General features: G+C 71.3%; 11 protein-coding genes. 4 read left to right on the top strand and 7 right to left on the bottom strand.

From position 1 onward, the window contains the following. Positions 1 to 27: 27 nt before the first annotated feature. The 4 genes from DQP57_RS15600 (at position 28) to DQP57_RS15585 (ending at position 4,744) form a co-directional block, all read left to right on the top strand. A complete protein-coding gene (locus tag DQP57_RS15600; protein WP_112633806.1) occupies positions 28 to 1,044 on the top strand; it encodes an SDR family oxidoreductase in 1,017 nt (338 codons plus the stop codon). Next, positions 1,041 to 2,156, top strand: a complete 1,116-nt coding sequence (locus tag DQP57_RS15595; protein ID WP_112633824.1) for an enolase C-terminal domain-like protein — start codon at positions 1,041 to 1,043, stop codon at positions 2,154 to 2,156. The genes DQP57_RS15600 and DQP57_RS15595 overlap by 4 nt, the downstream gene beginning before the upstream one ends. Positions 2,157 to 2,260: 104 nt before the next feature. Next, entirely contained in the window at positions 2,261 to 2,947 is a 687-nt protein-coding gene (locus tag DQP57_RS15590; RefSeq protein WP_112633805.1) for a PAS and ANTAR domain-containing protein, read from the top strand. Positions 2,948 to 2,971: 24 nt separating this feature from the next. Continuing rightward, positions 2,972 to 4,744, top strand: coding sequence for an ABC-F family ATP-binding cassette domain-containing protein (locus DQP57_RS15585; protein WP_112633804.1), 1,773 nt, complete (start codon positions 2,972 to 2,974; stop codon positions 4,742 to 4,744). A gap of 37 nt (positions 4,745 to 4,781) precedes the next feature. Here the strand turns inward: DQP57_RS15585 and DQP57_RS15580 are convergent, their stop codons facing one another. The 7 genes from DQP57_RS15580 to DQP57_RS15550 all read right to left on the bottom strand — a co-directional run bounded on the left by DQP57_RS15580 (position 4,782) and on the right by DQP57_RS15550 (position 25,733). Beyond that, complete coding sequence (locus tag DQP57_RS15580) at positions 4,782 to 5,843, bottom strand: type III polyketide synthase (protein ID WP_112633803.1); 1,062 nt, start codon at positions 5,841 to 5,843, stop codon at positions 4,782 to 4,784. Positions 5,844 to 6,000: 157 nt separating this feature from the next. Next, positions 6,001 to 9,084, bottom strand: a complete 3,084-nt coding sequence (locus tag DQP57_RS15575; RefSeq protein ID WP_112633802.1) for a type I polyketide synthase — start codon at positions 9,082 to 9,084, stop codon at positions 6,001 to 6,003. Between the two features lies 1 nt (position 9,085). Beyond that, positions 9,086 to 15,442 (bottom strand): SDR family NAD(P)-dependent oxidoreductase, encoded by a 6,357-nt coding sequence (locus DQP57_RS15570; protein WP_430919375.1) that lies wholly within the window; start codon positions 15,440 to 15,442, stop codon positions 9,086 to 9,088. A 19-nt stretch (positions 15,443 to 15,461) separates the two neighbouring features. Beyond that, positions 15,462 to 21,857 carry a type I polyketide synthase gene (locus DQP57_RS15565; RefSeq protein ID WP_112633800.1) on the bottom strand — a complete coding sequence of 2,132 codons (6,396 nt, stop codon included), beginning with the start codon at positions 21,855 to 21,857 and terminating at the stop codon, positions 15,462 to 15,464. 70 nt (positions 21,858 to 21,927) lie between these two features. Then, positions 21,928 to 22,989: a type III polyketide synthase gene (locus tag DQP57_RS15560; RefSeq protein ID WP_112633799.1), complete on the bottom strand. Its 1,062-nt coding sequence runs from the start codon at positions 22,987 to 22,989 to the stop codon at positions 21,928 to 21,930. A 111-nt stretch (positions 22,990 to 23,100) separates the two neighbouring features. Continuing rightward, positions 23,101 to 24,519: an argininosuccinate lyase gene (gene argH / locus DQP57_RS15555; RefSeq protein ID WP_112633798.1), complete on the bottom strand. Its 1,419-nt coding sequence runs from the start codon at positions 24,517 to 24,519 to the stop codon at positions 23,101 to 23,103. Next, positions 24,516 to 25,733 (bottom strand): argininosuccinate synthase, encoded by a 1,218-nt coding sequence (locus DQP57_RS15550; RefSeq protein ID WP_112633797.1) that lies wholly within the window; start codon positions 25,731 to 25,733, stop codon positions 24,516 to 24,518. The genes argH and DQP57_RS15550 overlap by 4 nt, the downstream gene beginning before the upstream one ends. Positions 25,734 to 25,744: the final 11 nt, after the last annotated feature.

Genomic DNA, 25,744 nt, shown 5'->3' with positions numbered 1-25,744 from the left:
TCCGAGCGAGCGAAAGGCAGTTCTGCGATGACACAGACAGTGGTGATCACCGGAGCCAGCGCCGGCATCGGCCGCGCCACCGCGCAGCAGTTCGGGCGGCGCGGTGCCAATGTCGTCCTGCTCGCACGGGGCGCGGCCGGGCTCGACGGCGCCGCCCGCGATGTCGAGGCCGGCGGCGGCAAGGCGCTGGCCATCCCGACCGACGTGGCCGACCACGCGGCCGTCGTCGCCGCCGCCGACGAGGCCGAATCCGCGTTCGGCCCCATCGACGTCTGGGTCAATGTCGCGTTCACGTCGGTGTTCGCGCCGTTCAGCGAGATCAGCGCCGAGGAGTTCAAACGCGTCACCGAGGTGTCCTACCTCGGGTACGTCCACGGCACCATGGCGGCGCTGGCCAAGATGCGCCCCCGCAACCGCGGCACCATCGTGCAGGTCGGTTCGGCGCTCAGTCAGCGGTCGATCCCCCTGCAGTCGGCCTACTGCGGCGCCAAGCACGCGATCAACGGGTTCACCGAATCGGTGCGCTGCGAACTGTTCCACGAGGGCTCGAAGGTCCGGATCACCGTGGTGCAGATGCCCGCGGTCAACACCCCGCAATTCTCCTGGGTGCTGTCCCGGCTGCCCCGCCATCCCCAGCCGGTGCCGCCGATCTACCAGCCCGAGGTCGCCGCCCGCGGTGTCCTCTACGCGGCCGATCATCCGGGGCGAAAGCAATATTGGGTCGGCGATTCCACCTTGGTGACGCTGCTCGGGCAGAAGTTCGTCGCGCCGCTGCTGGACCGCTACCTCGGCCGCACCGGCTACGACTCCCAGCAGACCGACGAACACGTCGGCCCCGGCCGGCCCCACAACCTGTGGCAGCCCCTGGACGCCGAACCGGGCACCGACCACGGCGCGCACGGCCAGTTCGACGACGAGTCGCACTCCCGCAGCCCGCAACTGTGGGCGTCCCAGCATCCGGTGGTCAGCGGTACCGGCGCGCTCGGCGCGGCGGGGCTGGGCGCGTGGCTCGCGGCGCGGGCGGGCCGCCGGAGGGCGCGATGACAACCGCGCGCATCGACGCGGCCATCGAGGAAGTCACCGCGCAGGCCTATGAGATCCCCACCGACGCCCCGGAAGCCGACGGCACCCTGTCGTGGTCGTCGACCACGCTGGTACTCGCCGAGGTGGCGGCCGGCGGCCGGCGCGGCATCGGCTACACCTACGCCGACGGCGCATGCGCCACGCTGATCAATGGCAAGCTCGCCGGCGCGCTGACCGGACACAGCGCCGTGGACGTCCCGGCCCGGTGGCAATCGATGGTCATCGCGATGCGCAACAACGGGCGGCCCGGGCTGGCGTCGTGCGCGATCTCGGCGCTCGACACCGCGCTGTGGGACCTCAAGGGCAAGCTGCTGGAGCTGCCGGTGTGCCGGCTACTCGGCATGGCGCATCCCGAAGTGCCGATCTACGGCAGCGGCGGCTTCACCACCTACGACGAACGCCAGACCCGCGCCCAACTCGAACGGTGGGTCGACGAGTGGAAGATCCCGCGGGTGAAGATCAAGATCGGCGAGTCGTGGGGCTCCGACGTGGGCCGCGACCTCGATCGAATCGCGTTGGCCCGCAAGGTGATCGGGCCCGGCACCGAACTGTATGTGGACGCCAACGGCGGCTACCGCCGCAAGCAGGCCATCCGGGTGGCCCACGCCATGGCCGACCACGGTGTCACCTGGTTCGAAGAGCCCGTCTCCTCCGACGATCTGGCCGGACTGCGCGAGGTGCGCGACCAGGTCAGCCCCGACGTCACCGCCGGCGAATACGGTTACGACCTGGCCTACTTCAACCGGATGCTCGCCGCCGACGCGGTCGACTGCCTGCAGATCGACGTCACCCGCTGCGGTGGCATCACCGACTGGGTGCGCGCCGCGGGCCTGGCCGCCTCCTACAACGTCGACGTATCGGGGCACTGCGCTCCCAACCTGCACGCCCACGTCGCCACCACCATCGCCAACCTGCGACACCTGGAGTACTTCCACGATCACCACCGCATCGAACACATGCTTTTCGAGGGCGCCCTGTCCCCCGAGGGCGGAGCGTTGCGGCCCGATCAACACCGCCCGGGTTTCGGGCTGGAGTTCAAACGCCAAGACGCCGAGCGGTACCGGGTGGCCTGACCGGCAAGAGCCGCCAAATGCCCCGGTAGGGGCAGGAATGGGTACGCGCAAAAACGGGAATTGATATGTCGAAGTTTTCACAAGAGGGATTGGGGAATCGCACGATGGCGGTGAACTCCAACGACGAGGCTGTCGAGCGCCCTGGGGCGCTGGTCTCGGACATCGTCCCCGAACGCGATTTCAGTGCGGTCGACCTGGTGCTGGGGCTCGGCGAGCCGCAGCGCGTCGGCAGGTTCTGGTTCTATCTCGACGGCCAGCGCTGGGAGTGGTCCGATGCGGTCGCGCGCATGCACGGCTACAAACCGGGACAGGTCACGCCCACCACGGAACTGCTGCTGCAACACAAGCATCCTGACGACCGGGAGCGGGTGGCCGACGTGCTGGACCGGGTGATGAAGGGAAAGCCGTTCAGCAGCCGGCACCGCATCGTCGACACCGCCGGACGGACCCGCTGCGTCGTCGTCGCCGGCGATCGGATGGTCGACGCCGCCGGCGAGCTGGCCGGCACGTCCGGGTTCTACGTCGACGTCACCGACTCCCTGCAGACCGACATCACCAACGTGCTGTCGGCGGTGGCGGATTCGCGCGCGCGCATCGAGCAGGCCAAGGGCGTGCTGATGATCGCCTACGGCATCTCGGCCGAGCGCGCCTTCGACATCCTGGTGTGGCGTTCCCAGGAGGCGAACCTCAAGCTGCGCGACGTCGCCGGTCGCTTCCTGGACGCCGTGGCCAGCAAGGCGTCGGCGGAAACGCAAAGCCAGGTGGACCAGGCGCTGCTGACCCTCGGCTAGCGGCGGGACGCTAGGGTCGGCCCGGTGGCGCACCTACTTGGGGCCGAGGCCGTACACCTCGAATATCCGACTCAGGTGGTCTTCGACTCGATCACGCTCGGGGTCAACGACGGCGCCCGCATCGGGATCGTCGGGCGAAACGGCGACGGCAAGTCCAGCCTGCTGCGGCTGCTGACCGGCCAGCAGCCGCCCGACGCCGGGCGGGTCACCCGGCGCAGCGGGTTGCGGGTCGGCGCGCTGAGCCAGGCCGACACCCTGGATCCCGACCGCAGCGTGGGCCACACGCTCGTGGGCGAGGCGGCCGAACACCAGTGGGCCGGCGACGCGCGGGTCCGCGATGTGGTCGCCGGGCTAGTCTCCGACATCGACTGGGAGGCAACGGTTTCCACGCTGTCCGGCGGCCAGCGCCGCCGCGTGCAGCTGGCCCGGTTGCTGATCGGCGAATGGGACGTCATCGCGCTCGACGAGCCGACCAACCATCTCGACATCGAGGGCATCACCTGGCTGGCCGGGCATCTGCGGCAACGCTGGGCGCGCAACTCCGGCGGCCTGCTGCTGGTGACCCATGACCGCTGGTTTCTCGACGAGGTCGCCACCACGACGTGGGAGGTGCACGACGGCATCGTCGAGCCGTTCGACGGCGGTTACGCGGCCTACGTCCTGCAGCGCGTCGAGCGCGACCGGATGGCCGCCGTCGCCGAGGCCAAGCGGCAGAACCTGATGCGCAAGGAGCTGGCGTGGCTGCGCCGCGGCGCGCCGGCGCGAACCTCCAAACCCAAGTTCCGGATCGAGGCGGCCAACCAGCTGATCGCCGACGTGCCGCCGCTGCGCAACACCGTCGAACTGGCCAAGCTGGCCACCGCGCGGCTGGGCAAGGACGTGGTCGATCTGCTCGACGTGTCGGTCTCCTTCGGCGGGCGCCCGGTGCTGCGCGATGTCGAGTGGCGGATCGCCCCGGGTGAGCGCACCGGCATCGTCGGGGCCAACGGCGCCGGCAAGTCGACCCTGCTGCGGTTGATCGACGGCACCGTCGAGCCGGACGCGGGCCGCGTCAAGCGCGGCAAGACCGTGCGCCTGGCGGTGCTCGACCAGCAGGGCGACGCGCTGGCCGCGCTCGGCGGCGACCGGATCGCCGATGTGCTGGGCCGGCTGCCGGGCGGCTATCAGGTCGACGGCCGCGAGGCCACCCCGGCGCAGCTGCTGGAGCGGCTCGGCTTCGCCCGCGGCCAGCTGTCGGCCCGCGTCGAGGATCTTTCCGGCGGCGAGCGACGGCGGCTGCAGCTGATGCTCACGCTGCTCTCCGAGCCCAACGTGTTGCTGCTCGACGAGCCGACCAACGACGTCGACACCGACACGCTGGCCGCCATGGAGGATCTGCTGGACTCGTGGGCGGGCACGCTGATCGTCGTCTCGCACGACCGCTACCTGCTGGAGCGGGTCACCGATCAGCAGTACGCGGTGCTCGACGGCCGGTTGCGGCACCTGCCCGGCGGCGTCGACGAGTATCTGCGGCTCGCCGAACAGCGGACCGCCGCGCAACCGCCCGAGCCGACGCCGGCCGCTCCGTCGGGCATGTCCGGCGCGCAGCGCCGCGCCGCGGAGAAGGAGGTGGCCTCCCTCGATCGCCAGCTCGCGCGGCTGGCGGACCGGATCGCCGACAAACACCACGAGCTGGCCGCCCACGAGCAGTCCGACCATGTCGGCATCACCCGGCTCACCCAGGAGCTGCGCGTGCTCGAGGACGAGGTCGCCACCACGGAGGGTCGCTGGCTGGAACTCTCCGAGCTGCTCGAATAACCCTGGCGCGCAAGGGATTCACCACGCAGCCGGGCGCTCAGTGCCAGCGCAGCAGCACCAGTTCGGAACCGAAGCCGGGCCCCATCGCGAGCAATAGGCCGGGGCTGGTGCTGGGCGGCGGCTTGGCGATGGTGTCGCGCAGAATGTGCAGCACCGACGCCGACGAGAGGTTGGCGACCTCCCCGAGCGAGCGCCAGGTCAGTTCCTGCGCCTCCGGGGGCAGTTCCAGGGTCTTGGCGATCGCGTCGATCACTTTGGGGCCGCCGGGGTGGGTGACCCAGGCGCCGATGTCGTCCTTCGTCAGCCCGTGCGCGGCGAGGAAGGTGTGCACGTCGTCGGCCAGGTAACGGTCGATGACGTTCGGCAGCTCCGGCGACATCGCCGGCTGCATGCCGTCCGAGCCGATGTTCCAGCCCATGATGTGCAGCGATTCGGGGTACAGGCGGCTGCGCGAATCGACGATGTCGGGCCCGGCGGAATCCAGTTGCTGGGCGCGACGATCACCGACGGCGACCACGGCGGCGGCGCCGTCGCCGAACATCGCCGTCCCGACCAGACCCGACACGGTCGGCCGGACGGTGGGAAAGGTGAGCGAACACAGCTCGACCGACACCAGCGCGGCGACGCCGTCGGGGGCGCCGCGCAGATAATCGTGCAGCCGCCCCACGCCGGCCGCCCCGGCCGCGCAACCCAGACCGAACAGCGGCATCCGCCGCACGTCCGGGCGCAGACCCAGGCGGCCTACGATCCGCGCGTCGAGCGACGGCACCGCGATGCCGGTCACCGTCGTCGTGGCGATCATGTCGATGTCGTGCGGTCGCAGCCCGGCCTCGTCGAGCGCACCCAGCAGCGCGTCGCAGCCCAGCTCCACGGCCTTGTCGATGAACATCTCGTTGGTGGCACCGAAGTCGGTGAGCTCGTGGTAGCGCTCGAGGGGCAGCACCAGGTGGCGGCTGTTGACCTTGGCGGCGGCGTGCAGGCGCCGGACGACGTCTTCGTGTTCGGCCAGCGCGGGGAATTTGACCACCTGGTCGGTGATTTCGCGTTGGCTGTAGCGATGCGGCGGCAACGCGCCGAATACACCCGCGATGACGCTCATGCTCTGCTCTCTTGACTGCCAACCAGCGTAAACACGACTCCCCTTAATGCCGGAAGTTTATGCGGCCCGGGGTGGCCGTGCAAAAGTTTCTCGTATTCAACACATGCCTTATTAGCACGCCTTTGTGTTCGCGTAATCATATCCGCCAGCGGGGAATTCATCGTTCGCCGTCTTCCTCATCCGCCGAGCTCAGCGCCATCGCGATCAGCGCATCCGGGCTCAATGAGTCGATCTCGTCGGCGGCGGGATTTGCGTCGGCGGCCGGGGTTTCCGGTGCGCCGGCAAGCAATAAAAGTTTCTCGAGCAGTCCCGTTCTTCGAAGCTCGCGCACCGGAATCTTACGCAGCGTCGACCACATTCTTTCGTCGTCGGATTCGGGCTCGTCGTGCAGCAGTTGCCGGCGCAGATGATCGGCCAGCGCGGCCGGCGTCGGGTAATCGAAGATCAGCGTCCGCGACAAGGCCAGCCCGGTATGGCTGGTGAGACGGTTGCGCAGTTCGACCCCGATCATCGAGTCGAACCCGAGGTCGGCGAACGCGCGGTCGTGAGCGATGGCGTGGCCGTCCGGATGCCCCGACACGGCCGCCGCGTGCTCGCAGACCAGTTCGAGCAACACGCGGTGCTGGTCGGCGGCGGCCAATCCGTGCAGCCGGTGCGCCAGGTCGGGTGCCCGAGTGGCCGTGGCGGGCGGCGCCGCGGCGGCTCGCGCGGATCCCAGCCAAAAGCGTTGCCGCGCAAAGCCATACGTCGGCAACGCGATCCGCCGCGGATGCAGCCCCGCGAACACCCCGGCCCAGTTCGGGTCGAGGCCGCGGGTGAACACCCGGCCGGCCGCGTCCAGCACCGATTCCGTTTCGGGGCGGTCCCTGGTCATGGTGGGCACCGATACGGCGCCCGGGGCGGTCAACGACTGGTCGACGGCCGCGGTCAACGCCGCACCCGGGCCCAGTTCCACGAAGATCCCGGCGCCGCCCGCCTCGGCGGCGCGCACCCCCTCGAAGAAGCGCACCGGCTGGCCGATATGCGCCGCCCAGTACTGTGGCGAGCCGTACCCGGCCCCGGCCGGGCGGCCGGTCAGGTTGGACACCAACCCGATTCGCGGCTCCCTCGCCTCGACGTCGGCCACCTCCGCGGCGAATTCCGCCACCATGGGCTGCATGAGCGACGAATGAAACGCGTGCGACACCGCCAGCCGATGCACGCGCCGGCCCATCCGGGCCAGCCTGTCCGCCACCGCTTCCACCGGGGACTGCGCGCCGGACAGCACCACGGCGTGGGGACCGTTGACCGCCGCGAGGCTCACCCCGTCGGCCAGTAGCCCGGCCACCTCGGCTTCGCCCGCCTCGACGGCCACCATCACCCCGCCCGCCGGCAGCTGCGCCATCAGCCGTCCACGCGCCACCACCAGGCGCGACGCATCCGCGAGCGACAGCACCCCGGCCACGCACGCCGCCGCGATCTCACCGACCGAGTGCCCCATCGCCAGATCCGGTGTCACACCGAGGGACTCCCACAACGCCGCCAGCGCGAGGCCCACGACGAACAAGGCGGGCTGCGCGAACTCGGTGCTGCGCAACAACTCCGGGTCGGTGCCCCACATCACCTCGCGCACCGGCAACCGCAGCTGCGCGTCCACCGCCGCGGCGGCCTCGTCGAACGCGCGGGCGAACGCGTCGAACCGGTCGTAGAGTTGCCGCCCCATGCCCAACCACTGCGAGCCCTGGCCCGGGAACGCGAAGACCGTCTTGCCCACCGGTACCGCCCGGCCCACCGCGACGCCTGGCCGCGGCTCCCCCGCGGCGACCGCCGCCAACCCGGTTGCCAGCGCCGCACGGTCACCGCCCACCACCACCGCGCGGTGCTCGAAGAGCGTCCGGGTGCTGACCAGCGACCAGCCCACGTCGAGGGGCCGCACATCGTCGCGGTCGGCCAGAGCGGCCGACAACCGCTGGGCCTGGTTGGCCAGCGCCCGTTCGGAGCGGGCCGACAGCACCCACGGCACCGCCTCGTCCGAGGGCGATTGCGGTGGCGCGGTTTCCGGCAGGCCCGGGGGCTGCTCGACGATGAGGTGCGCGTTGGTGCCGCCCATGCCGAACGAGGACACCCCCGCCCGCCGCGGGCGATCCCCGGACGGCCACGGTGCCAGTGCGGTATTGACGTGCAGCCCAAGGCGATTCAAATCCGTCTCGGGCTCGGCGTAGTTGAGGCTGGGCGGGATCGCGGCATGCTCGACCGCGAGGACGGCCTTGAGCAGGCCCGCGATTCCCGCGGCGCTTCCGGCGTGGCCGATGTTGGTCTTCACCGATCCCACCCGCACCGGGCCGGCCGCGCGCTCGGCGAAGACCTCGCCCAGCGCCCGGGCTTCGACCGCGTCGCCCACCTTCGTCCCGGTGCCGTGCGCCTCGACATAGTCGATGTCGCCGACGCCCAGGCCGGCATCGGCGAGCGCGCGCCGGATCACGCCCGCTTCGCCGCCGGCCGAGGGGACGGTCTGGGCGGTGCCGCCGTGCCCGGCGTTGCCGACGGCACCGCCGCGAATGACGGCGTGGATGCGGTCGCCGTCGTCCAGGGCGGTCGCCAACGGCTTGAGCAGCACCAGTCCGCCGCCTTCGCCCCGCACGTAGCCGTCGGCGCGGCGATCGAACGCGTAGGTGTGGCCCGAGACCGACACCGCGCCGAATTCCCGTTCCAGCATGGCGATGTCGTCGGACAGGTTGAGGTGGACACCGCCCGCGACGGCCAGCGTCGACCGCCCGGTGCGCACGCTTTCGCAGCCGAGGTGCACCGCCACCAACGAGGACGACTGGCCGGAGTCGACGGTCATGCTGGGCCCGCGCCACCCGAAGGCGTACGAGATGCGGTTGGCGATCATCGCCCGGCTGATCCCGGTGAAGCTATGGTGATCCAGGTTGTCGGCGAGATCGCGCAGCATCAGCGCCGCATAGTCGTCCGTCATCGCCCCGAGGAACACCGAGACCTCGTGTCCCCGAACCGTTTCCGGTACCACGAAGGCGTCTTCGAGCAACTCCCAGGTCAATTCGAGGGCCAGGCGCTGCCGGGGGTCCATCGCGGACGCCTCGCGGGGCGACAGGTTGAAGAAGTCGGCGTCGAATTCGCCAGCGTCCCCGGCGAACTGGGTGACCTCCCGCCCGTCGCGGATCAGGCGCCAGAACGCCGACGGGTCGGCCGCGGCCGGAAACCGGCAGGCCAGCCCGATGATCGCGACGTCTGTCGGGGGCAAGTCAGGGGCCGACTTCGTCGTCGAGGATGGCGAACAGCTGACTGTCGGTGGCGGTGGCGATGTCGTCGTCGAACGCGTGCTCGGGGTGTTCGGGGAGCGGCGCCGGTGCCGGGTCCGGCACCGTGCCCAACAGGCCGGTCAGCCGGGTGACGAGCCGCTGCTTGTCGCCGGGACTCAGGCCGGGCTGATTGAGCAGTGCCTGCAGTTCCCGGGCGATGTCGTCGAAGCGGGCCGTCCGATCGGGCGGCGCGGCCGGCCCGCTGGTGGTCAGCTGCGCGCCGAGGTGTTCGGCCAGCGCGCCCGGCGTGGGGTGATCGAAGATCAGCGTGGGCGAAAGGGTGAGGCCGGTGGCGATTTTGAGCCGATTGCGCAGCTCGACGGCGGTCAGCGAATCGAACCCGAGGTCGCCGAACGCATCGTCGGCGTTGACGTCGGCGGTGCTGTGGCCCAATACCGTGGCCGCGTTGCTGCAGACCAGTTCCACCAATTCGCTGTGCCGCTGCTCGGCGGTCATGCCGTCCAGCCGCGCCCGCAGCCCCGTCAGGGACACCATGTCGGTGTGCTCCAACATCCGGCGGGCCGGGCGGGCGGCCAACTGGCTCAGCAGCGGCGGCAGCGTGGCGCTGTGGTGCGCCAGCGCGCCCCGGTCGAGTCGGGTGCCCACCACCATGGGGTGTTCGCCGAGCAGCGCGGCGTCCAGCAGGTCCAGCGCCTGCCGGGTGGTCAACGCGCTCAGCCCGGCGCGGCTCATCCTGGCCCTGTCACGCTCGCCGAGGTGCTGGGTCATCGCCGAGGATTCCTCCCACATCCCCCAGGCCACCGAGAGCCCCGGCAACCTGTGAGCGTGACGATGCGCGGCCAGCGCGTCGAGGAAGCTGTTGGCCGCCGCGTAGTTGCCCTGGCCGGGGGCACCCACGATGCCGGCCATCGACGAAAACGTCACGAACGCCGACAGATCCAGTTCCCGGGTCAGCTCGTGCAGGTTCCAGGCGCCGTCGACCTTGGCCCGCAGCACCGTGTCCACGCGCGCCGGCGTCAGCGAGGCGATCACCGCGTCGTCGAGCACGCCCGCGGCGTGGAACACCGAACGCAGCGGGTACTGCTCCGGCACCTGCGCCAGCAGGGCCGCGACGGCCTGGCGGTCGCCGACGTCGCATGCGACCACCGACACCGATGCTCCCGCGCCGCGCAGTTCGGCGGCCAGCTCGGCCATGCCGTCGGCGCGTTCGCCGCTCCGGCTGACCAGCAGCACGTGGGGGACCCGGTGCCGCTCGACGAGATGACGTGCCAGCGCCGAACCGGCCATGCCGGTCCCGCCGGTGATCAGCGCGGTGCCGCCGGCCAGCCCGGCGGGACCGTCCGGCATGGTGAGCACGACCTTGCCGATGTGGCGGGCCTGGCTGACGAACCGGTAGGCGTCGGCGGCGCTGCGCGCGTCAAAGGCCTTGACGGGCAAGGGAGTCAGGGCGCCGGCCGCGAACAACCGGATCAACTCCGCCAGCATCTCGGCGAGGCGGTCGGGGCCGGCCTCCATCAGGTCGAATGCGCGATACGTCACGCCGGGATGGGCCCGGGCGACCGCGTCCGGGTCGCGCAGATCGGTCTTGCCCATTTCGATGAAGCGGCCGCCGGGACCCAGCAGCCGCAACGACGCGTCGTTGAACTCCCCGGCCAGCGAGTTGAGCACCACGTCGATGCCCCCGGCGGCGAATTTCTGCTCGAAGTCGAGCGTGCGGGAATCCGCGATGTGCGCGTCGTCGAACCCCATGGCGCGCAGGGTGTCCCACTTGCCGCGGCTGGCCGTCGCGTAAACCTCCGCGCCCCAGTGCCGGGCCAGCTGCACCGCGGCCATGCCCACCCCGCCGGTGGCCGCGTGCACCAGCACCCGCTGCCCGGCGCTCAGGCCGGCCAGCACCGACAGCCCGTAATAGGCCGTCAAGAACACCACCGGCACGGCCGCGGCCTGGGCCATCGACCAGCCCCGCGGCACGCGGGTCACCAATCGGCGGTCGACGGCCGCCTCGGAGCCCGCCAGCCCGAAGATCCCCATGACCGGGTCCCCGACGGCCACATCGGTGACGCCCGGGCCAACTTCGGTGACGATCCCCGCACCCTCCGCACCCAGCTGGGCGGCGCCCGGGTACATACCCAGCGCCACCAGCACGTCGCGGAAGTTCACCCCGGCCGCGGCCACCGCCACCCGCACCTGGCCGGCCTCCAGCGGCGGCGGCGCAAACTCCTGCACCGCCAGGTCTTCGAGCGTTCCGGCGTCGCCGGCGGCCAGCCGCCACGCCGACGGCGGATCGGGCAGCCGCAGCGGGGGTCGCCGGTCGGCCGGCTTCAGCCGGGCGCTGTAGGCCACCCCGTCGCGCACCACCAGTTGCGGCTCGCCGCAACCGATCACGGTCGCGACATCGAGCGTTCCGTCGGTGTCGACCAGCACCACGCGACCGGGGTGCTCGGCCTGCGCCGAACGCGTCAACCCCCACACCGCCGCACCGGCCAGGTCCTCGACGTCGTCGGCGGCCAGCCCCACCGCGCCGCGGGTCTGCACCACCAGGACCCCGTCCAGGTCGCCGGCCAGCCGGTCTTGCAGCACCCCCAGGGCCTCGTGCACCGCCGCGTGCACGGACGCCACCGCGTCGGCATCCGCCGCCGGGGACTCCCAGACGGTGACCTCTGCACCAATGCCGTTGTCCGGCAACGATACCGGCGACCACACCACGTCGAGCAGCTCGCCGCTGCCCGACCGGGCCGCCACCGCCGCGGTCAACTGGTCGGCCGTGACGGCGCGCGTGACCAGCTCGCGCACCGACAGGACCGGCAGGCCCGACGAATCGGCCAGCTCGACCGAGACGGCACCGGGACCGGCCGGTGCCAGCCTGACCCGCACCCGCGACGCGCCCGCGGCATACAGGCTCACGCCCTGCCACGAGAACGGCAACACCGTCTCGATCCGCTCGTCGGCCACCCCCGGGGCGTGCAGCGCCGCGTCCAGGACCACCGGATGGATGCCGAAGCCGCCGGTCGAGACGCCGGCCTGCTGCGGGAGTTCGACCTCGGCGAAAGTCTCGGTGCCCGTGCGCCATACGGCGCGCAGCCCCCGGAAGGCCGGTCCGTATCCATAGCCGCGGGCGGCCAGGCCGTCGTACGCGCCGGTCACGTCCACCGCGGCCGCGCCCAGCGGCGGCCACACGGACAGGTCGGCGGCCGGTGCGGGCGGCGATCCGTCGCTGAGTACGCCTTCGGCGTGCAGCACCCAATCGGCTTGCGCGGCACGCGAATAGACGGCGACCGAGCGGGTGCCCGCCTCGCCGGCCGCGGCCACCACGACCTGCAGGTGCACGACGCCGGCCGCCGGCGGCGACGGAACCACCAGTGGCGCCGACAGCGTCAACTCCTCGACCATCGAGCAGCCGACCTCGTCGCCGGCCCGCAACGCCAACTCCACGAACCCGGCGCCGGGAAACAGCACCGTGCCGGCGACGGCGTGGTCGGCCAGCCATGGCTGGGCGGCCACCGAGAGCCGCCCCGTCAACACCACGCCACCGGAATCCGGCCGGTCCACCACCGCGCCCAGCAACGGGTGCTCGGCCTCGGCCAGGCCGAGGCTGGCGATGTTGGCCGAACCCACCGCATCGCCGGACAGCCAAAAGCGCCGTCGCACAAAGGCGTAGGTGGGCAGCTCAATACGCCGGGCGTGCAGATCGGCGAAGGCCGCGGCCCACCGGACCTCGGCGCCGCCGGTGAACATCTCCCCCGCCGCCCGCAGCAGCGAGTCAACCTCGGGGCGGCCCTTGGCCATCGTCACCACGGTCGACGCACGGTCGGTGGTCAGGGACTGTTCCACCGCGGACGTCAACGCCGCGCCCGGTCCCACCTCCAGGAACACGCCGGCACCCAGGGATTCGGCCAGCTGAACGCCCTCGACGAACCGCACCGGCCGCCGCACGTGGTCCACCCAGTACCCGACCGAGCCATAATCGGGGCCGGCCTGTTGCCCGGTCAGGTTGGACACCAAGGCAATTCGCGGCTCGGCCGCCGAGATCCCGGCCACCACCGCCGCGAAGTCGTCCATCATGGGTTCCATCAACGGCGAGTGAAACGCATGCGAGACCGCCAGCCGGTGCACCCGCGCGCCGCCGGCGGCCAACCGGTCGGCGACCGCTCCCACCGCGGCCTGCTCACCGGAGAGCACCAACGATTGCGGGCCGTTGACCGCCGCGACGCTCACGGCACCGTTCAGCATCGGGGCCACCTCGGCCTCGGTCGCGGCGACGGCGACCATCACCCCGCCGGCCTGCAGCGCGGCCATCAGCCGTCCGCGCGCCGCCACCAGCCGGGCCGCGTCGGGCAGCGACAGCGCTCCGGCCACGCACGCCGCGGCGACCTCGCCCACCGAGTGGCCGATCACCACATCCGGTGTCACACCGAAGGACTGCCACAGCGCGGCCAGCGCGATCTCCACCACGAACAGCGCCGGCTGGGCGAATTCGGTGCTCTGCAACAGCTCCGGGTCGGTGCCCCACATCACCTCGCGCAGCGGCAGCCGGGCGTGCGCATCCACCGCCGCGATGGCCTCATCGAAGGCGCGGGCGAACACCGGGAACCGCTCGTACAACTCGGCACCCATGCCGAGCGACTGCGACCCCTGACCGGGAAAGACGAACACCCGCTTGCCCACCGACCGGGCCCGGCCGACCCTCACGGCCGGATCCGGGCGCCCGGACGCCAGCGCGGCCAACCCCGCGGTCAGGGCGGCGCGGTCGGCACCGACCAGCACCGCGCGATGCTCGAAGGCCGCCCGGGTGGTCGCCAGCGACCAACCCACGTCCACCGACCGCGGCCCCGAGTCGGTGGTCAGCCGGTCCAGCAGCCGTTGCGCCTGTCCGGCCAGCGCCTCGGGCGATCGGGCCGAAACCACCCATGGGACAACAGGATCGGATGTGACCTGGACGGGTTCTGCGTCACCCTCGGGTGGCGCGGGGGCCTGCTCCACGATGACGTGCGCGTTGGTGCCGCTGATCCCGAACGACGAGACACCCGCCCGCCGTATCCCGCCGTGATCCGGCCACGGCCGCGAATCGGTCAGCAGCGACACCGCACCGGCCGACCAATCCACGTGCGGCGACGGGACGTCCACGTGCAGCGTTTTGGGCAGCACCCCGTGCCGGATCGCCTGAATCATCTTGATCACCCCCGCCACCCCCGCGGCGGCCGAGGTGTGGCCGATGTTGGATTTGATGGACCCCAGCCACAGCGGGCGATCCACGGCGCGATCCTGCCCGTAGGTCGCCAGCAGGGCCTGCGCCTCGATCGGGTCCCCGAGCACCGTCCCGGTGCCATGGCCCTCGACCACATCCACGTCCGCGGCCGTCAGCCCCGCGTTGGCCAGCGCCGCCCGGATCACCCGCTGCTGCGACGGCCCATTGGGCGCGGTCAGGCCGTTCGACGCGCCGTCCTGATTCACCGCGGTGCCGCGCAGCACGGCCAACACGGGATGTCCCAGGCGCCGGGCGTCGGCCAACCGCTCCAGCACCAGGACGCCGGCACCCTCCGACCACGAAGTCCCGTCCGCCGCACCGGCGTACACCTTGCAGCGACCGTCGGGCGCCAGCGCGCGCTGGCGGCTGAACTCCACGAAGGCCGCGGGGGTGGCCATCACGGTCACGCCGCCGGCCAGCGCCAGATCGCATTCCCCCGAGCGCAGCGACTGCGCGGCCAGGTGCATGGAGACCAACGACGACGAGCACGCCGTATCCACCGACACCGCGGGGCCTTCCAGCCCCAACACGTAGGACACCCGGCCCGAGGTCACGCTGAGCGTCGAGCCGGTGAGACCGTAACCCTCCAGCTCCCCCTTGACCTCTCCGCCATAACCGGCGTGGATGACCCCGGCGAAGACTCCGGTCGCCGAGCCGCGCAGCGCGAAGGGGTCAATGCCGGACCGCTCCAACGCTTCCCAGCAGATCTCCAGCATCATCCGCTGCTGGGGATCCATGGCCAGCGCCTCGCTGGGCCCGATGCCGAAGAACCCGGCGTCGAAGTCGCCCGCGTCGCGCAGGAAGCTGCCGTGGCGGGTGTACATCTTTCCCTTGGTGTCGGGGTCGGGGTCGTACAATCCCTCCACGTCCCAGCCGCGGTCGGCCGGAAAGTCCGACACCGTGTCGCGGCCCTGGATCACCAATTCCCACAGGTCTTCTGGCGATTCGACGCCGCCGGAGTAGCGGCACGCCATGCCGACCACCGCGATCGGTTCGGAAAGCCGGCCCTCCAGTTCCGCGACGCGCCGCCGGGTCCGCCGCAGATCCGCCGTCAGGCGTTTCAGGTAGTCGACGTGCTGCGAGGTGCCCGGCATCGTTGCTCCTTGCGGGGGGTCAGCGGCCGAGTTCTTCATCGAGGATCGCAAAGAGTTGACTTTCGGTGGCGGCGTCGAGGTCGTCGTCGAGGTGTTCGGCGTCGGAGAGGTCGCTCGGCGGCAGCGCGGCCAGCAGGCGCTGAATGCGCGCCCGCAGCACGGATCGGTCGTCGGCATTCCAGGTGGGCGCGCCGAGCAGCGCCTGCAGTTCGCGGGTGATGTCGTTGAAGCGGCCCATCAGATTCGGCGGTTCGTCGCCGCCGGCGGTGCCGGCGAGTTCGGTGTCGAGATGCGCGGCCAGCACGGTGGGCGTCGGGTAGTCGAAGATCAGCGTCGGCGAAAGGGTAAGTCCGGTAGCATTTTTGAGCCGGTTACGCAGTTCGACGGCGGTCAGTGAGTCGAAGCCGAGCTCGCCGAAGGCGCTGCCGGTGTTGATGTCCGCCGGATTGGGCACCCCCAGCACCATCGCGGCGTTGGCGCGGACCAGGTCGACCAGCTCGCGCTGTCGCGCCTCGGGGCTCAGCCCGTGCAGGCGCGCCGACAGGCCCGTCGTCGACGCCGTGACGTCCGCGTCGACGATGACGCGCCGGGTGGGGCCGGCGACGAGTTCGGACAGCAGCGGGGGCAGCGCGGCGACGTTGTCGGACAGGGCGGCCCGGTCCACCCGCGCGGCCACCAGCACCGGAGCGTCCGCCAGCATCGCGGCGTCGAACGCGGCCAGCGCCTGCTCGGTGGACAGCGGCGCCAGCCCGATCCTGCTCATCCGGGCCTTGTCGCGGTCCCCGAGGTGCGCGGTCATCGCCGACGCCTGCTCCCACAGGCCCCAGGCCAGCGACAGGCCGGGCAGTCCGTGGGCGCGCCGGTGGGCGGCCAGCCCGTCGAGGAAGCTGTTGGCCGCCGCGTAGTTCGCCTGCCCCGGGGTTCCCACGATCCCGGCCATCGATGAGAACACCACGAACGCCGAAAGATCGCAGTGCCGGGTGAGCTCGTGCAGGTTCCACACCCCGTCGACCTTGGCGCGCAGCACCGCGTCCACCCGGTCGGGGGTCAGCGATGAGATCAACCCGTCGTCGAGAATGCCTGCGGCATGGATGATTCCGCGCAGCGGATACCGCGCCGGTATGTCGGCCAGCATCGCCGCGGCCGCCTCGGGGTCGGCGACATCGCAGGCCACCACCGACACCTGCGCGCCGGAGCGCTGCAGGTCGGACACCAGGTCGGCGGCCCCCGGCGCCCGGTCGCCGGTCCGGCTGACCAGCACCACATGGGCCACCCGGTAGCGGTCGACGAGGTGGCGCGCCAGCGCGGAACCGGCCATGCCGGTGCCGCCGGTGATCACCACGCTGGCCCCCGCCAGCCCGCCGCCGCAGCCGCTGAGCACCTCGCCGGGCCCGGACGGGACGGTCAGCGCGACCTTGCCGATGTGGCGTGCCTGGCTGACGTACCGATAGGCCGCTGCGGCGCAGCGAACGTCAAACATCTTCAGCGGCAACGGTTTTACCACCCCGTCCGCCAGCAGTCCGTTGATCTCGGCCAGCATGGCTGCGGTGCGGTCGGGTCCGGCCTCCATCAGGTCGAACGCCTGGTACACCGCGCCCCGATATTGTTTGGCGACGACGCCCGGATCCCGTACGTCGGTCTTGCCCATCTCGATGAAACGACCGCCGGGGGCCAACAGCCGCAACGACGCGTCGGTGAGCTCACCGGCCAGGGAATTGAGCACGACGTCGAAGCCGGCCCCGCCGGTCGACGACGCGAACGTGTTCTCGAACTGCGTCGTGCGGGAATCGCCGATGTGATCGTCGTCAAACCCCATCGCGCGCAGGGTGTCCCACTTGCCGCGGCTGGCGGTGACGAACACCTCGGCGCCCCAATGCCGCGCCAGCTGCACCGCGGCCATGCCCACCCCACCGGTGGCGGTGTGCACCAGGACCCGCTCACCGGCGCGCAGCCCGCCCAGCACCGACAATCCGTACAGCGCGGTCAGGAACACCACCGGCACGCCCGCGGCCGCGACCAGCGACAGCCCCGGCGGCACCGGCGTCACCACGCGCTGATCCACCACCGCCTCGGAACCGACGACCCCGAGCAGCCCCATCACCGCGTCGCCGACGGCCAGGCCCGTCACGTCGGGCCCCACCTCGACGATGACGCCGGAACCCTCCGCACCCAGCTGGCCCCCGCCCGGATACATCCCCAGGGCCACCAGGACGTCGCGGAAGTTGACCCCGACCGCGGCCACCGCCACCCGCACCTGCCCCGCGGTCAATTCCGCTCGCGGGCAACGGCTTACCACGAGGTCCTCCAGGGTGCCCTCGCCGCCGGCGTCCAATCGCCAGTCCGCGGACGGCAACTCGACCGCGCCGCGCGCGCGCCCCGGTCGCAATCGCGCCGCATAGGCCACGCCCTGACGAACCACGACTTGGGGTTCGCCGCAACCGATCACCGCGTCGACGTCGACGGAGTCATCGGAGTCGATCAGCACCACCCGGCCCGGGTGCTCCGCTTGCGCCGAGCGCACCAGGCCCCACACCGCCGCGCCGGCCAGGTCCGCAACGTCCTCGCCGGCCAGGGCGACGGCCCCACGAGTGCGCACGGCTAGCACCCCTGCGGTGTCGTCGCGCAGCCAGGATTGCAGCACCGCCAATGCCTCGGTGGCCGCGGCGTGCACGGCCTTCACCACGTCGCCACCGTCCACGCCCGGCTCCCACAGCGTGGCGGCGGCGCCACCGCCGCCGAGCGCGACCGGCGACCAGGTGAGGTCGAGCAGCCCCTCGGCGGGCGAGCGCCGGGTGGGGGCCGCCGCCGTCAACTGCCCGGGTGTGACCGGGCGCATGGCCAACGACCGCACCGAGAGCACCGGCAGTCCCGCGCCGTCGGCCAATTCGACCGAGGCGGCGCCGGCGCCGGTCGGTGCGATCCGGACGCGCGCCCGCGACGCACCCGACGCGTGCAGCGACACGCCCTGCCAGGAGAACGGCAGCACGGTGTCGTCCTGGCCGGCGGCGACGCCGATAGCGTGCAACGCGGCGTCCAAAAGCACGGGGTGTATTCCGAAGCCGCCGTCGGGGGCGGCGGCTTCGGGCACGGCGATCTCGGCGAAGAGTTCGTCCCCGCGTTGCCACATCGCCCGCAGGCCCTTGAAGGCGTCGCCGTAGGCGTAGCCCCGCTGCGCCAGGCTTGCATAGGCGCCGGCGACGTCCACTGCGGTCGCCCCGACGGGCGGCCAGATCGAGAAGTCCGCGGCCGGTGTCACCTCACCCGGCCGCAGCATCCCCTCGGCATGCAACACCCACTCCGAATTCGGCTGCGCATCAATCGAATACACGGCCAGCCGCCGATGGCCCGACTCGTCGGGGCCGCCGACTACCAGCTGCACATCCACGGCCCCGGCCGCGGGCAGCAGCAAGGGAGCCGACAGGGTCAGCTCGTCGATCACCGCGCAACCGACCTCGTCGCCCGCGCGGATGGCCAGCTCGACGATTCCCGCACCCGGGAACAACACCGTCTCGCCCACCGCATGATCGGCCAGCCAGGGGTGGGCCGCCGTCGACAATTGGCCCGTCAGCACCACGCCACCGGAATCGGGCCGCGGCACCACCGCTCCCAGCAAGCCGTGCTCGGCGGCCGCCAGGCCCAGCGCGGCGACGTCGTGCGACCCGGTCGATCCGCCGGGAAGCCAAAAGCGCTGCCGGACAAACCCGTACGTCGGTAGGTCGACGTGGCGGCCACCGAGGCCGGACAGCGCGGCGCGCCAGTCCACCCCCACCCCGGCGACGTGGGCCGCCGCGGCGGACAGCCAGAAGCGGTGCAGGCCACCGTCCTCGCGGCCCAGCGACGGGATGACGCACGCGCCCTCGCCCGCGGGCACGGTTTCTTCGATGGCGGTCATCAGCACCGGGTGCGGACTGGATTCGACGAATACCCGATAGCCCGCATCGCACGCGCCGCGCACCGCCTTTTCGAATTGCACGGTGTGGCGGATGCTGTGGAACCAGTAGTCGGCGTTCAGGCCCGCGGTGTCCATCGGTTCGCCGGTGACCGTGGAGAAGAAGGCGACCGCGGACGATCGCGGCGCCAGGCCCTCCAGAGCGGCGGCGAGGGATTCGCGAATCGCGTCCACCTGCGCCGAATGCGACGCGTAGTCGACGTCGATCTTGCGGGCCCGGATGTCGTCGGCCTCGCATCGCTGCATCAGCTCCGCCAGGGCGTCCACCTCACCCGAGACCACCACCGCCGCAACGCCGTTGACGGTCGCGATGTTGAGTCGTTCGCCCCAGTCGGCAATGAGCTGCTCGGCGCGCGACAGGCTGCAGGCCAGCGAGACCATGCCGCCCCGGCCCGACAACTGCACCAGCAGCCGGCTGCGCAGCGCGACCACGCGGGCGGCGTCTTCCAGCGACAGCCCGCCCGCCACGCAGGCCGCCGCGATTTCGCCCTGCGAATGGCCGATCACCGCGTCGGGCGTCACGCCCACCGAGCGCCACAGCTCAGCCAGCGACACCATCACCGCCCACAGCGCCGGCTGCACCACGTCCACCCGGTCCAGTCCGGGTGCGCCCGGCGCGCCGCGGATGACGTCGATCAGCGACCAGTCGACATGTTCGGCGAGCGCCTTGTCGCAGAGCTGCAGGTGCTCGCCGAACACCGGTGAACTGTCCAGCAATTGGGCGCCCATGCCGACCCATTGCGAACCCTGGCCGGGAAACACGAACACCGTCTTGCCCGTCTGCTGCGCCCGGCCCACCACCAGGCCCGCGCCCTGCTCGCCGGCCGCCAGGGCCGCCAGCCCGCGCAGCAACTGCGCGCCGTCGGCGCCCACGATCACCGCCCGGTGCTCGAAGCGCGACCGCGTCGCGATCAGCGACCAGCCGACGTCGAGGACCCGCACCCGGGGATCGGCCTTCACGCGGGCCAGCAGCCGCGCGGCCTGGTTCGCCAGTGCCTCACCCGAACGGGCCGACAGCACCCACGGCACGATGACGTCATCGCCTGTGGGCGCGGCGTTTTCCGGCTCCTCGACGTACTGCTCCACGATGACGTGCGCGTTGGTGCCGCTGATGCCGAACGACGAGACGCCCGCGCGCCGCGGCCGGTCCACGGCCGGCCAGGGCCGCTGTTCGGTCAGCAGCGACACCGCCCCGGCCGTCCAATCCACGTGCGGCGTCGGCTCATCGACGTGCAACGTCTTGGGCATCACCCCGTGCCGGATCGCCTGCACCATCTTGATCACCCCGCCGGCGCCCGCGGCGGCCGAGGTGTGACCCATGTTCGATTTGATCGAGCCCAGCCACAGCGGCCGATCGTCCGGCCGGTCCTGGCCGTAGGTGGCCAGAACCGCTTGGGCCTCAATGGGATCGCCGAGCGTGGTGCCCGTCCCGTGGCCCTCGACCAGATCGACGTCGGCGATGCCCAGCCGCGCGTTGGCCAGCGCCGCCCGGATCACCCGTTGCTGCGACGGCCCGTTGGGCGTCGCCAGGCCGTTGGAGGCGCCGTCCTGATTGACCGCCGACCCGCGCACCACCGCGAGCACCGAGTGCCCGTGCCGCCGCGCGTCGGCCAGCCGTTCCAGCACCAGCACGCCGACGCCCTCGGAGAACCCGGTGCCGTCGGCGGCACCCGCGTACGCCTTGCACCGGCCGTCGGCGGCCAGGGCGCGCTGGCGGCTGAACTCGATGAACATCGCCGGCGTGGCCATCACCGTCACGCCGCCGGCCAGCGCCAGATCGCATTCGCCGGCACGCAACGACTGCGCCGCCAGATGCAGGGCCACCAACGACGACGAACACGCCGTATCCACCGAGACGGCCGGGCCCTCGAACCCCAGCGAATAGGCCACCCGGCCCGAGGCCACACTCAGCGTCGAGCCGCGCAGGCCGTAGCGCTCCAGGTGGCCCGGCACCCGGCCCTGACCCCCGTAGGAGCCGTGGAATATGCCGGCGAACACACCGGTCGCCGAACCGCGCAGGGTGACGGGGTCAATTCCGGCCCGCTCCAACGCCTCCCAGGACACCTCGAGCAGCAGTCGCTGTTGCGGGTCCATCGCCAGCGCCTCGCTGGGCGCGATGCCGAAGAACGCGGCATCGAAATCGCCAACGTCCGAGAGGAATCCGCCGCATCGCGCGTAGGACTTGCCCACCGCGTCGGGGTCGTCATCGAACAGGCCCGTCAGGTTCCAGCCGCGATCGGCGGGGAATTCGGTGACCACGTCGCGGCCCTCAACGACCATCTGCCACAACGCCTCCGGCGAATTCACTCCACCCGGATACCGGCAGCCCATGCCCACCACCGCCACCGGTTCGGCTGCGCTATCCGCTAACAAGGCCAGGTATTGGCGGGTTTCGCTCTTGAGCCGCTCGTTTTCCTTCAGCGAATGGCGAAGGGCCCGGACGAGCTCTTCGGTGTTGCCGTTCATGGCAGGCGGCCCCTCATGTCACTCATGGCGATACTTCCTGCCGTCGCACCGCAAAAAACGCAGACGAGGATCAGTGCCAACGCAACAACACCAGCTCGGAACAGAACCCAGGCCCCATGGCGAGCATCAGACCGGGGCTGTCGCTCGGCGGCGGCTTGGCCATGGTGTCGCGCAGCACGTGCAACACCGAGGCCGACGACAAGTTGCCGATCTCGCCGAGCGACCGCCAGGTCAGTTCGAGGGCCTCGGGCGGCAGGTCGAGCGCGGAGTTGATCGCCTCGATGACCTTGGGGCCGCCGGGATGACTGACATACGCACCGATGTCGGCCGTGGTCAACCCGTGGCACCCGAGGAAGCCGGTGACGTCGTCCTCGATGTATTGCTCCACGACGGCGGCGACATCCTTGGACAGGACCAGTTCGAAACCGCCTGCGCGCACGTCGAAGCCCATGGTGCGCAGGGAATCGGGATACAGGTGGCTGCGTGAGTCGAGGATGCTGGGCCCGCTGGCCGCCAGTTGCTCGGCGCGCCGCTGCCCGACGGCCACCACGGCCGCGGCACCGTCGGCGAACAGGGCGCTGCCGACCATGCCGGCCAGCGACGGCGTGTATCCCGGATAGGTCAGCGAGCAGAGCTCGACGGAGATCAGGGCGGCGACGGCGTCGGGTGCGCCGCGCAGGTAGTCGTTCATGCGGGCCACACCCGCGGCGCCGGCCACGCAGCCCAGCCCGAACAGCGGCACCCGCCGCACGTCGTCGCGCAGGCCGAGCTTCGCGGCGATGCGGGCGTCCACGGAGGGCACCGCCAGGCCGGTGACGGTGGTGGTGATGAGCACGTCGACGTCCTCGGCCCGCAGGCCCGCCTCGTCGAGCGCGCCGGACAGCGCCTCAGCGCCCAGCTTGACGGCGTGTTCGGTGAAGATCCGGTTCGCCAGGCCGAAGTCGGTCAGCGCGGGGTACTGCTCCAGCGGCAGCACCAGGTGGCGGCTACCGACTTTGGCGCTGGCGTGCAGCTGCCGGACGATGTCCTCGTAATCTTCGAACTCCGGGATGCTGACGAAGAAGTCGGTGAGCTCGCGCTGGGAGTATCGGTGCGGCGGTAACGCACCGAAGACGCCGGCGACGACGCTCATTGTTCTCCCACCCCTTGGTGACGAGGACCCGGCCCGTAGCGTTCAACCGGATCGCTTTGAGCCCGAAGTCTAGTCTGCCTGTCCCTGCCCGTCAGGGAAAACAACGCCATCTCAGCCGCCACCACCCAGCCGGCTCTTGAGCCGATCGGCGCTGGCCAGGACGCTTTCGATCTGCTCGGCGACCCGAACCGGCGCGGTGCCGCCGCGCGCGTCGCGCGAGGACACCGAGCCCTCGATCGTCAAGACCTCGCGGACCGCCGGCGTGAGGTCGGGGCTGATGGCGGCCAATTCGTCGTCGGTCAGCTCGTCGAGTCCGACGGCCCGCTGCTCGGCGGCGCGCACCGCGGCCCCGGCGGCCTCGTGCGCCGACCGGAACGGCACCCCCTGGCGCACCAGCCATTCGGCGATGTCGGTGGCCAGGGTGTAGCCGGCCGGCGCCAGGGCGGCCATCCGCTCGACGTCGAAGGTCAGGCTGGCCACCAGCCCGGCCATCGCCGGTGCCACCAGCTCGAGCTGGGCGACCGAATCGAACACCGGCTCCTTGTCTTCTTGCAGGTCACGGTTGTAGGCCAGCGGCTGGGCCTTCAGCGTGGCCAGCAGGCCGGTCAGGTTTCCGATCAGCCGGCCGGACTTGCCGCGCGCCAGCTCGGCGATGTCGGGGTTCTTCTTCTGCGGCATGATCGAGCTGCCGGTCGACCACGAATCGTGCAGCGTGACGTAGCCGAATTCCGTCGAGCTCCACAGGATGATGTCCTCGGCCAGCCGGGACAGGTCCACGCCGATCATGGCGAACACGAAGGCGGCCTCCGCGGCGAAGTCCCGGGATGCGGTGGCGTCGATGGAGTTGTCGGCGGCGGCGGCGAAACCCAGTTCCGCGGCGATCGCGTCGGGGTCCAGGCCCAGCGACGAGCCGGCCAGCGCCCCCGAGCCGTAGGGCGACACCCCGGCGCGCCGGTCGAAGTCGACGATCCGGTCGACGTCGCGCAGCAGCGGGTGGGCGTGGGCCAGCAGGTGATGGGCCAGCAGCACCGGTTGGGCGGATTGCAGGTGGGTCTTGCCCGGCATGATGGCGCCGGGGTGGGCGGCGGCCTGGGCGGCCAGCGCGCCGACGACGTCGAGCGCCCCGGCTGCGACCCGGCGCACCGCGTCGCGCAGCCACATCCGGAACAGGGTGGCCACCTGGTCGTTGCGCGACCGGCCGGCCCGCAGCCGCCCGCCCAGGTCGGGTCCCACCCGGTCGATCAGTCCGCGTTCCAGCGCCCCGTGCACGTCCTCATCGGTGACCAACGGCGAGAAGCTGCCGTCGGCGACGTCGGAGGCGAGCTGGTCGAGGCCGGCCAGCAGCCCGTCGCGCTGCTCCTCGTTCAGCAGCCCGGCGCGGAACAGGATCACGGTGTGGGCCCGCGAGGCGACGATGTCGTAGGGGGCCAGCACCCAGTCGAAGTGGGTGGATTTGCTCAGCGCCCTCAGCGCATCCGACGGGCCGTCGGCGAACCGCCCGCCCCACAGTGACCCTTCGCGAGTGCTCACGCGTCGGCCGGGCCCTTCGGCGCCTGGTCCCGGCGCGACGCGATCTTCGACGACAGTCCGTGCACGTAGACGAAACCCTTTGCGGCCGACTGGTCGAAGCTGTCGCCCTCGTCGTAGGTCGCCAGGTTGAAGTCGTAGAGGGATTCGGCGCTGCGCCGGCCGTTGACGGCAATGTGGCCGCCGTGCAACACCATTCGCACCTCGCCAGTCACGTGTTCCTGGGTCTTGGCGACGAAGCTCTCCAGCGCCGCCTTCAGCGGTGAGTACCACAGCCCGTCGTAAACCAATTCGGCCCACCGCTGATCGGTGTGCCGCTTGAATCGGCCCAGCTCGCGCTCGAGCGTGACGTGTTCGAGCTCGGTGTGGGCGGTGATGAGCACCATGGCACCGGGCGCCTCGTAGATCTCGCGGCTCTTGATGCCCACCAGCCGGTCCTCGACGACATCGAGGCGGCCGACGCCCTGGGCGCCGGCGCGGGTGTTGAGTTCCTCGATGGCGCCCAGCACCGACACTTTCTTGCCGTCGATCGTCACCGGCACGCCGCGCTCGAAACCGACGATCACCTCGTCGGGCGTGCTCCAGTTGAGGGTGGGATCTTCGGTGTAGGCGTAGACGTCCTTGGTCGGCGCATTCCAAAGGTGTTCCAGGAAGCCGGTTTCCACCGCCCGGCCCCACACGTTCTGGTCGATGGAAAACGGTGAGCGCTTGGTGACGTTGATCGGGATGGCGTTCTCCTCGGCGAACGCGATGGCCTTCTCCCGCGTCCAGGCGTAGTCGCGGACCGGCGCCAGCACCTCGAGATCGGGTGCCAGCGAGCCGAATCCGACCTCGAACCGGACCTGGTCGTTGCCCTTGCCGGTGCAGCCGTGGGCGACGATGCCGCCGCCGTGCTCGCGGGCCGCCGTCACCAGGTGCTTGACGATCAGCGGCCGGCTGATCGCCGACACCAGCGGGTAGCGATCCATGTAGAGAGCGTTGGACAGGATGGTGGGCAGGCAGTACCCCTCGGCGAACTCGTCGCGTGCGTCGACGACGACGGCCTCCACCGCGCCGCAGTCCAGGGCGCGCTGGCGAATGACCTCCATGTCTTCGCCGCCCTGGCCGAGGTCGATCGCCACCGCTACGACCTCGCGGCCGGTCTCCTTGCCGATCCAGCTGATGGCCACCGAGGTGTCCAGACCGCCGGAATACGCCAGGATGACGCGTTCTGACATGAACCAATCTC

This window comes from Mycobacterium colombiense, from assembly GCF_003284935.1.
Taxonomy (GTDB): domain Bacteria; phylum Actinomycetota; class Actinomycetes; order Mycobacteriales; family Mycobacteriaceae; genus Mycobacterium; species Mycobacterium arosiense_A.
The sequence above is the reverse complement of the archived record's forward strand: the minus strand, read 5'-3'. Positions and strand labels throughout refer to the sequence as shown.